The 9,477-nt window shown below is 66.0% G+C and carries 10 protein-coding genes and 1 pseudogene; 5 read left to right on the top strand and 6 right to left on the bottom strand.

Annotated features, from left to right (window positions below):
• From MET9862_RS29830 to MET9862_RS17915, 3 genes are all read left to right on the top strand, one after another.
• On the top strand, window positions 1-193 hold a 193-nt coding region (locus MET9862_RS29830; RefSeq protein WP_210248117.1), incomplete at its 5' end, for a hypothetical protein.
• Window positions 194-407: 214 nt separating this feature from the next.
• The gene (locus tag MET9862_RS17920) at window positions 408-1,571 is read left to right on the top strand and encodes a nucleoside triphosphate pyrophosphohydrolase family protein (protein WP_142584257.1); all 1,164 of its coding nucleotides are present in this window, start codon (window positions 408-410) and stop codon (window positions 1,569-1,571) included.
• Window positions 1,568-2,266, top strand: a complete 699-nt coding sequence (locus MET9862_RS17915) for a uracil-DNA glycosylase (RefSeq protein WP_185156916.1) — start codon at window positions 1,568-1,570, stop codon at window positions 2,264-2,266. Before MET9862_RS17920 ends, MET9862_RS17915 begins: the two co-directional genes overlap by 4 nt.
• Here the strand turns inward: MET9862_RS17915 and MET9862_RS17910 are convergent.
• Genes MET9862_RS17910 through MET9862_RS17890 form a run of 5 tightly spaced genes read right to left on the bottom strand, consistent with a single transcriptional unit; the run spans window position 2,239 to window position 5,401 of the window.
• Window positions 2,239-3,009 (bottom strand): thymidylate synthase family protein, encoded by a 771-nt coding sequence (locus tag MET9862_RS17910; protein WP_142584256.1) that lies wholly within the window; start codon window positions 3,007-3,009, stop codon window positions 2,239-2,241. The genes MET9862_RS17915 and MET9862_RS17910 overlap by 28 nt on opposite strands.
• Window positions 2,981-3,667 (bottom strand): C1 family peptidase, encoded by a 687-nt coding sequence (locus tag MET9862_RS17905; RefSeq protein ID WP_142584255.1) that lies wholly within the window; start codon window positions 3,665-3,667, stop codon window positions 2,981-2,983. The genes MET9862_RS17910 and MET9862_RS17905 overlap by 29 nt, the downstream gene beginning before the upstream one ends.
• A complete protein-coding gene (locus MET9862_RS17900) occupies window positions 3,664-4,677 on the bottom strand; it encodes an ImmA/IrrE family metallo-endopeptidase (protein ID WP_185156915.1) in 1,014 nt (337 codons plus the stop codon). Before MET9862_RS17900 ends, MET9862_RS17905 begins: the two co-directional genes overlap by 4 nt.
• A gap of 5 nt (window positions 4,678-4,682) precedes the next feature.
• Window positions 4,683-5,054 (bottom strand): helix-turn-helix domain-containing protein, encoded by a 372-nt coding sequence (locus tag MET9862_RS17895; protein ID WP_053608733.1) that lies wholly within the window; start codon window positions 5,052-5,054, stop codon window positions 4,683-4,685.
• Window positions 5,054-5,401, bottom strand: coding sequence for a hypothetical protein (locus MET9862_RS17890; RefSeq protein ID WP_142584254.1), 348 nt, complete (start codon window positions 5,399-5,401; stop codon window positions 5,054-5,056). Before MET9862_RS17890 ends, MET9862_RS17895 begins: the two co-directional genes overlap by 1 nt.
• Before the next feature lie 162 nt (window positions 5,402-5,563).
• Between MET9862_RS17890 and MET9862_RS17885 the strand changes: the two genes are divergently transcribed.
• On the top strand, window positions 5,564-7,789 hold the full coding sequence (locus tag MET9862_RS17885; RefSeq protein WP_142584253.1) for a metallophosphoesterase: 2,226 nt from the start codon (window positions 5,564-5,566) through the stop codon (window positions 7,787-7,789).
• A 436-nt stretch (window positions 7,790-8,225) separates the two neighbouring features.
• On the opposite strand, the pseudogene MET9862_RS30170 reads toward MET9862_RS17885, so the two are convergent.
• Window positions 8,226-8,642 (bottom strand): annotated as a pseudogene (locus MET9862_RS30170) (hypothetical protein); the annotation flags it as partial.
• A gap of 196 nt (window positions 8,643-8,838) precedes the next feature.
• On the opposite strand from MET9862_RS30170, the gene MET9862_RS17875 reads away from it, so the two are divergent.
• The gene (locus MET9862_RS17875) at window positions 8,839-9,435 is read left to right on the top strand and encodes a hypothetical protein (RefSeq protein WP_244612775.1); all 597 of its coding nucleotides are present in this window, start codon (window positions 8,839-8,841) and stop codon (window positions 9,433-9,435) included.
• The last annotated feature ends 42 nt before the right edge of the window (window positions 9,436-9,477 follow it).

The following is a 9,477-nucleotide window of genomic DNA, read 5'->3' as shown; positions in this document are numbered from 1 at the left end:
CGTCATCGAAGGCCACATTGTGAGGCCTGACACACGTCCGATCGAAGACCCCGCCGAAATCTCAAAGATCATGCTTGCCAAACAGGGGGCATCCACACACGTCCGTCCGGCGATCCGGAACGTCATCAGGGGATCGAGTTCGACGGCGATCCCGCCAGCATTTTCCTGGAATCAGATCCCTTCGTCTGACTAGTGAGGGCAAAGGTGTGCCATGCCCGGCGGCATCACCTGATTGCCACAGGTTGCGTCGAACTGGACCGGCAGGAGACCAGACGTTGACGCCCGGCCGATGTGTCTGCAAACGTCGAGGCTGGCGAAGGCAACGGTTGCCAGGGGCGAATAGGTAACAGCGTTGGCGTCGGCGATGTCGGAGCCGGAGAAATCGTAACCAAGCGAGCGTTTGTTGCATGACCGATGAGGCCTTCGCTCCCCTCACCATCGCGGACTACGCGGCTCAGGCGGCGCTCACCGACCAGCACAGTGACGGCGGTTCCCTAGCCTTCCCGCTCCTCGGTCTCTTCGGCGAGACAGGGAGCCTCCTTAGCGAGGTCAAGAAAAAGCAGCGCGATCGTGCCTCTTACCGTGGCTACGCGGGCGCCGTCGTCGAGGAGCTCGGCGATGTCCTCTGGTATCTGGCGGCGGTGGCGTCCCGTGTGAACGTTCGTTTGTCCGACGTCTTCATCGAGGCTGCAGCCATGATCGGCGCCAGCGGCACGATCACGCTGGCGGCCTTGCAGCCCGACATCATGCCCCGGGCGAATGAGCCGACGATCGCTTTCGAGCGCACGCTGCTGAAGCTGGCGGGCGAAATTGGGCTCCTCGTGATGGATCTCCAGGAGCGAGGCACGGAGGAGCGCGATAACCTTCCGAGTAGCCGTTTGGCGATCATCGCACGGACGCTGATCCAAGCGGCCAACGAGGCCGGTGTCACACTCGAGGCGGCGGCGGTCAAGAACCTCGCCAAGATCGCCGACCGCTGGCCGCGTGAGCGGCAATATCCGGCACCTCTTGACGCGAACGCGGAGCCGGAGGAGCGCCTGCCACGCAAGGTCACCATCGAGATCTTCGAGCGGCAGGTTCGAGGGCGCACCTTCGTCTTCCAGCGCTGCAACGGCATCAACATCGGCGATCGGCTGACCGACAACGCGATGGCCGCCGACGACTACCGGTTCCACGATGCCTTCCACTACGCCTACGTCGCCGTGCTGGGCTGGTCGCCCGTCACCCGCGCGCTCTTCCGCCTGAAACGGAAATCCGCCCCGAAGGTCGATGAGGCGCAGGATGGCGCCCGCGCGACGCTGATCGAGGAGGGGATCACCACCTGGATCTTCGGCCAAGCAATTGAACTCGACCTGTTTGCCGGTATGAAGCCGGGCGACCTGCCGTTCGACCTCCTGAAGCACGTCCGTCAGTTCGTGGCGGGCTACGAGGCCGAGCGATGCCCGTTATGGCTTTGGGAAGAAGCCATCCTTCAAGGCTACGCGGCGTTCCGCTTTCTGCGCGAGCACCGGCGCGGACGTCTCATTCTCGACCTGGACAAGCATCAAATGACGATCGAGCCGCTTTCGTGAAGACGCCTCGCACCTTTGCCGACGCTCTCGCCGACACGGCGCTCAAGTCGGTGTTCAACCCCTATCGCGATCACTGCATCCTCCACGACCGTGATGACGGTGCGCACATCCGCAAGCGCAATCTGGTTCATTGCCTGGAAGCGTCGATCGAGTCGAAGGTCGACACGATCTGGATCGCCCGTGATCTCGGCTATCGCGGTGGTCGCCGAACCGGCGTGCCACTCACCGACGAGGTTCACCTGACGTCCGCGAGCGCGCTCCTCGGCGGGATCGCGCTCGACCGCGCGACGCGCGGCCCCGTCGTCGCCGAGCGCACGGCCGCGGCGGTCTGGCGGGTTCTCTCGCACATCGAGGCGCCGGCCGTCCTCTGGAACATCTTCCCGCTGCATCCACACGAGCCGGACGATCCTCTTTCCAACCGTTGCCACACTCGCGCCGAGCGAGACGCCACTTGGCCCTTTCTGACCGCGCTCATCGCGATGATCGCGCCGCGTCGGATCGTGGCGATCGGGCGCGATGCCGGCTTGGCACTTTCCGGGATCGAAATCCCGGTGATGACGGTCCGCCACCCGAGCTATGGCGGGCAATCGGAGTTCATCGCTGGCGTGCATGCGATCTACGGGTTGGATGAAGACGATCCCGCTCCGGAGCTACCCTTTCTGGCATCTCAGGCCGCGAGCGGGGCGATGGCCTGATCGAACTGCGCGAGGAGAGCCTTGATCTCCCCGCGCGTGGCGCCGCCAGGCTGGTCGATCTTCGCGTGGGTCGACACCACGGTCAGTGGACCGACCTCCAGCCCGGTCTCGCGGGCAACGAAGGCCATGAGGCGGCCCAAGCCGATCAGATTTCCGAGCAGCTTCTCGACATAATAGTGGTTCCGGTACTGAGCCGTGAGCGTCACCTTGCGCGGTGAACCAGGAACGATCTTGAAGCTCATGAAGCTCAGGCACTGACCGCCGTAGACGGAGTTGTCGACGTCGCGGATGGGATCGAACAGCGAGAGCTCGAACTTGTTGAGTGCCCGCACGCTGTCGTCGTTCATCCGCTCGACGATGTCCCAGAGCTGGTTGGGCGGAGCGCCCGCGGTTCCCTGGTAGGCGATCATCCGCTCGAAATAGTAGCCGGACCACCGACCGCCGCGGCGCACTTTCGGCAAGACCCGCTCATTGAACACGTCGAAGAATGCCGGCGCGCCGTGCCGCAGGTACAGCGAAGTCGGAAAGATCGTGTTCGCGACCGTGTCGATCGGTTTTGCGCGGTCGGTGAGGAAGCCGTTCACGGCCGCCACGCCCGGATGCGCGATCGTCGACGCCGCCGTCGGATCGTCAATGTCGAGGATCACGTTATAGGCTTCGTGGTCGCGTAGGGCGTCGACGGCGCGCACCGCTTCGCGCCAGGCGCTCGCGCAGTCAGGCTGCGAGGGGACGGGCAGATACATCGACATCCTCCGTAAGCAGCGCGGCCGCGAACAGGCGCGGCGCGATGAACCCTTCGGTCAACCAGCCATGGCCGCCGATGCCCCATCCTGGTCCCCAGCTGTTGCGCACGAGGATCGCCCGCGCCCCCTGAACCGTGCCGTGACCGACCGCGACCACGGCGTGCCGCCGCGCGGGCTCAGGCGTTTCGCCAGGCGCCGGCTGAATCACCCCTTCAGGCGTCGGCATGTAGAAGGATCGCGACAGCTTCAGCAGTAGGATAACCGGACGCTCCGCGTCGAGCTCGGCAACGATCGCATCGACGGCGTGAGCATGAGGTGCGCCGGCCCGTCCAAAGCGCGGGCCGACCGCCGCAGGCGGTGACCACAGAGCGGAATCGGTAGGGGGCGCCCCGAGATACGGCCACCCAATCTCCTCCGGCTGCCCCTCCTGACGCAGCGTCGCCAGCATCGCCGACAGCGTTGCGCCCTGGTCAGGCGATCGTCCTGCGCGCTGCTGCGCGTGGTAGAAGGCGAACTCGCATGATAGCGGCGACCACCCCGGCCGCAACGCGGCGTGCGCGTCGCTCGCCGCGAAGGCGAGGCAGGTCGGGCGCGATCCCTGGTTGCGGGCCGCTCCGAATTCGGACCGCAAGTCCTTGAGGATGGTCACGGAGGTCATGCGGCTTCGAGCAGCCTCCGCCGCTCGGCCCGCGAGAGGCCTTCCTCCTCCGGTCCCGTCAGATCGAAGTCGAGCTGCAACCGGGACAGCGGCGGATCGGGTTCCCAGGGCCGGCGCTCGTCGAGCTGCAGCGATCCGCGGCCGCCGTCCTCGGGCGCCGCGGTCACGTAACGGATGACAGGGCCGCCGATACCATCGCTGTCAATGGCTTCCGTTGCATCGCGAACGACCGCAAAACCGCTCGCCGCAAGCTGCTCGATGTTCCAGAGATAGCCGCCCCCGCTATGCTCCTTGAGACGAAGCACGAAGAGGTCGTTTCGGCTCCCATCGATGCGAGTGCCGGCGTCGCGCTCGGTCAGCAGCCAGACATCGCCCCGATAATCCTGGGGTCGATAGTCCTGCAGCAACGCGACCTTCAGCTCGCGCGGCTGCGTCTGCTGAAGCTCGCGTGCCAAGGCCGCCGCAATCATCCGGTGGCGCACGAGCGTCCAGCATGTAGCCTCGTAGCTGGCACCGAGCCGCAGAGCGAGCTGATACACCCGGTTCGGTCGCCGAAAGTCGTCCACCGTCCAGCCCTGGCGCGCGGCGTGCCATTGGATCAGCCAGCGCGGCATCATGAATCCGACCGCGAAGGCGTCGGCCTCGACTTCCTGGAAGTCTTCCGCTGGTGCACCTGTCATCGGCATGCGCCGCAGGATGCTCTCGTCGTCGAGGCTCGGCAGATGCTTCATGGCGTAGTGGCCGAGTTCGTGCGCGGCGGTGAACCGCTGGATTGCCATCGATCGCTGCGTCGTGACGAGAATGCCCGGCGCGGGATCGCTGAGATAGGCGCCGAGCAACCCTTGCAGAGGGCGCAGCAGCAGCGGCAGATCGAGCGCCTGGATCGCGCCGAAGATATCGACGGATCCTCCACGCGCCTCAACCATGCCACGCATGTCGAGCGTTTGATGGAGGCGCGCGGCCGCCATGGTCCCGGCCCGCACTGCGCCGGCATAATCGGCGGCGGCCATGCGCGTCAGCCCTGAGCGGTTTGCGCGCGCGTCCGCAGATAATCCGCGAAGCGGCCGAGCTCGTCACGATCCTGCATCGACAGCGCGGCGGCCCGACGGGCAAGATGCGCGACATCGACGGGCAAGGCCGCCGCCTCGTCCTCTCCCGTGAAGAATGCGGCCGGCTGCCGATAGAGCTTAGCCAAGCGCGTCAGCTCGATCGCTTCCACCCGCCGCTGGCCATTCTCGATGTCGGTCAGCGCGGTGCGCGGGATCTTGAGATAAGTCGCGACCTCCTCCTGCTTCAGGCCAAGATATTTGCGGGCTTCGCGAAGCCTTTCGCCAAGCCGGCGACGCTCGGCGTCGTCATCGTCTTGCTGGATCGCGGCTCGGGTCATCACTTGCCTCCTGTGCGCTTCTTCCAACAGGCCTCGATCTTCGGCAGCAGATGCGCCAGCGCTTGATCGACCGAGCCATAGCCGCCTGTCCGCACCACGCCGTCCTGGAGCTCGATGCCGAGGATCGGCTCGACGACGCACAGGATCGACACCACCACTAAAGAGTCGATCTGGAACGAAGTGCTCCCGATCGCCGCCAATGTTGGCGGCAAAGCGACACCTTTGATCGAGGCCTCGCCCTTGACCACCTCGATTAACTCGCTGCGCAAATCCTTCGCGACCGCTGCCGAAGGGAAGGGTGCTACGGTCGGAGCCGAAATGGGTGGCGCGAGCGTAGCGGTGGTCATAGCGTCCCTTTCAAGCACTTGCAACCAACGTAATGTCGGATTTGCCGACATGCAAGGGCATAACGGCAAGCCACTTGCTTTGGTGCTTCTGGCTCGTCCCCTCCCTCGACACGGTCACCGGTTGAGTGTGTTCAGCAGCGGCGCGGCTGGCTAAACAAGGATATGGCTGACCGCGCGACCTTCCTTCACATCACCGATGCTCATGTGTCCGCATCCGGCGCTCCGTTCGAACGGGATGACCGGAAGGTCGACGTCGGGGGCCTCCTTGCCGCTACCCGCGAAGGGCCGCTCGAGCTTCTGTTCCGACGCTTGGCCGAACGGTTGACCAGAGACAGCCGCACGCTCGACGGCGTGTTCTTCTCGGGTGACGCGCAGAGCAAAGGCGTAGCGGGTGGCCATGAGCTCGTCTTCAAGCTGATCGCAGAACATCTCGGCGTTGCGTCCGACCACATCGTCTCTGTCCCAGGCAATCACGACGTGCCGCGCGACGCCGATCCCGGCACCGCCGAACGCTACGAGGATTTCGTCCGCGTCTGGAGCGCTGCGGGCTGCGTCGTGCCGTGGCTCGACGGCATCGACGGCTGGCCGGCGATCGCGGAGCCGGGACGGCATCGGCTGGTCGCCGCCGACCGTAGCTGGGCGGTGTTCCCGATCAACACCAGCAACTGGTCGCACGTCAGCTCAGTTCTGCCCGAGCCGCTGCGGAGCCATTGGAACACGATTCCCGAGACGCTTGAGCCGGGCGATGCGACCGTGGCGGCGCAGTTGCGGTCACAGCTCCAGGCTCTGGCTCGGTACGACATGGCCCGCGTATCGGAACACCAACTTGAGGCCTTGCGGGCGCTCGTCGCCTCGACGCCTCAGCCGGATCGCGGCCGCCAGTTGCGTATCGCGGTGATGCACCACCATCTCCGCTCGCCCAGCCTGCGGGAGGAGTTGAAGCCTTTCGCAGATATGTCGAACCTCGAACAGGTTCGCGCTTTCCTGCGCGGTAGCGGCATCGGCTTGGTCATCCACGGGCACAAGCACGAGCATGCCACCTATTTCGACCACATCTACGCCGGCGATGCCGATGACATGCATCGCGTCCTCGTCATCTCCGGCGCGACCTTCGAGGTCGGACGCGAGACGGACGCGGTCCGGCTCATCACGCTCGACGGCCTCCCCCACACGCCCGAGGTGAAGATCGAAGCGATCCCGCTTCCGCGATCGGGTGCCGAAGACCTGCGGCCGGCACCAACCATCCGCCGGCTCTGGACGACGGGCGTCCGCCCCGCTGAGACCGTCCTTGTCTCGCCCGGCGCGCCTGTGATCGTCGAGGGAACGGACCTCGACGAGGTCTACGCGCGCGCTCTTGCCATCGCCGGGACGAACGCGAAGCGGGGCATCCTGATCGTCCACCTCGATCTGCCCGACGACGACGGCAAGACGTTGCCGTTGCCCAGCGCCTATGCCGTTCCGGACGACCTGCAAGGTGACGAGCGACAAGCGTGGCTGCGCGAATTGGTCGAGTGGTGGCAACTGGACCGATCGCAGCTGGAACCGCGCATCCCCTACCTCCATGGCGCACGTCTGCGGCGATACGGCGGCAAGATCGACCAGATCGCGCGCATCATCGCGCTCCTCAGGACGAAGCCGAGCACCAGGGCAATCGCCGTTCTCGTCGACCCGTTCCGTGACTTCGCACCGAACGGCGCGGGCGAGGAGTTTGCATCCTTCTGCCTCATCGAGTTTCGTCGAAGGGACGCAGACGCCGGCCGCATCGCCGTCGATGCGATCGCCTTCTACCGGGCGCAGGAATTCGAGCGCTGGTGGCCGATCAACATCGCCGAGTTGCGCTTCCTGCAACGAGAGATTTGTGAAGAGCTCGGCTATCGGCCAGGTCGGATCACCACCATCGCCGCCGACGCGCGAACGATATCCCGATCGCCCACGCAGGTCGCGATGCCGATCGTCGATCGATGGCTCGACCAAGCTCCGGAGCGGCTTCACCTCCTTGCGGACGCCCTCGTGCACAAGGCCGTGCGGGGCGACGCCCAGGCGAGCGCCGTTCGCGAATGGCGGCGCTCGCTGGCAGAGCTGCGTACGGCGACCAATGGGTTCAATTCCGATGGCATTCCCGTCGCGATCGAAGGGCTTCTCACGCTTGCCGCCTACATCGAGGCGACCGCGACGGTTGGCGATGCGGAGCTTCCAATCCTGGCGCGAAACCTGGGCGACCTCGCGCGAGTCAACGAGACGTTCGAACATTCGACGCGCTCCCGTGCCGCGTTCAACCGATGGTCGCCCGTGGCGCAGAGTCTCGTGACAGCGTTGGAGCGCATGACCGACACACGCTTGCCCGACGATCGTTTAAAGGCCGCCGGGGGAGGGGAGGGCGCTCCATAAATCCGACGAAAGCGCCCTGCCCTTCTGCATCGGCAGCCGCACAAGACAGATTACCCCCTGGGGCAAAGCTGAATGTTTCATAATGATAATTCCTGTCCTGGGCTTTGGTGGATTGATAAGACAGGCTATAGTTCCATAAGATATCTTATGCGAATAGCGACTTGAGACGCAAAATTGAGATGAAACCTCCTGGCAAACTTCAAACTGCCCCCCCCTCTCCTACTGAAGATGATGGAGGGCGTGCTCGATGGGGGTGATGACGATGAACGGTATGGCATAGGCTCGTCCGGCGCCGTTGTGTCGCCACCTCCCTGCAGGACCGGGCTCTACGCGCTGCGCGCCCCGAACTCCTGCGGGTTTCGTCCCTGAAGGCAACGATCCCGCGCGCGTTGGCGCACCTGGAACCGTGCGCGCCGCCGCCCCTACTGGGTCGGGTAGGGCCGAGGAACAGGTCGCCGAGCGCACGACGCCGCAGGTAGGTCAGCCGGCGCCGCCGCAGGTGTCCGGGCCGGTCGTGGATCAGATGACAGCGCTGGCACCATGCCGCGAGATCCCGGTCGCTGTTGCGGCTGGTGTCGTGCCCGCGGTGGCAGGTCGCCAGGATCGGCTGGGTCAGCCGCGCCCCGGCCAGGGCGGCCAACCCGGGCGATCGCCGCAGCGGCAGGCCGCGACCGTTGCGCCAGACCTCGGCCTCGGCGTCGTACCATGTCCCCGCGTCGAGACAGACGATGACCTGCCCGTGCGGCCGTCCGCAGGCCTCGCAGCGCCCGCCGCCCCGCCCGAAGCGGATCGCGGCCGAGAGCTGCGGCCAGTCGATCGGGTAGAAGTGGCGGTGTTCGGGACGGATCGGCACGGTCCGGCCACGCTAGCATGGCCAAGCAGGGAGCGAAGCCCCCTCGGCGGTCGTCGCGGCCGAGACCGTCCGAGAGCCAGGGGAGGTCAAGAGCCCCGTGACGGGGGCGGATGCCGGAGAGAGCCGCCGGCGCCCGACGCTTCCCGCGCACGCACCCCAATCGAGCGCGCCACATCGACAGGCGAATGCCAAGGCCATGGCGACGAAACCCAGAAAATCCCATCTCGTTCGCCAGGACGTGGAGCGCTTCCGGTCGGGCACCGATGCGCGCTCGTGGGCCGAGTACCGTCAGGCGCAGTACAAGCGGGCGCTGATCGGCATCCAGCCCGATCTGTTCGGCGCGCCTGTCGTCGAGGTGTTCCGCCCCTCGCCGAAGATGACGGCACCCGAGACCGGGACGCCGGAATACGAGGTGGAGATGTTCCACGGTCTGCCGCCGGAAAAACAGGCGCTGCGGCTCGCGGCCGACCCGCAGACGCCGTTCGCCCGCACAACGCGCGGCAGCTTAACTGAGGCCGAGAAGGCGGCCTTGATCGTGAGCGCCGCGAACTGGCTGCGCGTCGGGCAGCCGGTGCGGATCGCCGGCGCGCCGCTGACGCTCGATGGCGACGCCGGACGGCGCGTCGGCCACACCGGCGTCGTCTGGCGCCTGTGCCGCCCGGCCTTCGCCGATCACGCCTACGTCAATCTCGACCTGATCGGCGCCGAGCGCTCGGAAAAGGTCGTGTTCGTCGAGCTGTGCGACGTCGAGCCCATCGAGGCGGCCGCCTTTCGCGCCGCACGACCACGGTAGCCCGGCCGCGAGGTGCGGGCTCTCCGATCGATGGCGGCGAAC

Source organism: Methylobacterium symbioticum (assembly GCF_902141845.1).
GTDB classification, from domain to species: domain Bacteria; phylum Pseudomonadota; class Alphaproteobacteria; order Rhizobiales; family Beijerinckiaceae; genus Methylobacterium; species Methylobacterium symbioticum.
The sequence above is the reverse complement of the archived record's forward strand: the minus strand, read 5'-3'. Positions and strand labels throughout refer to the sequence as shown.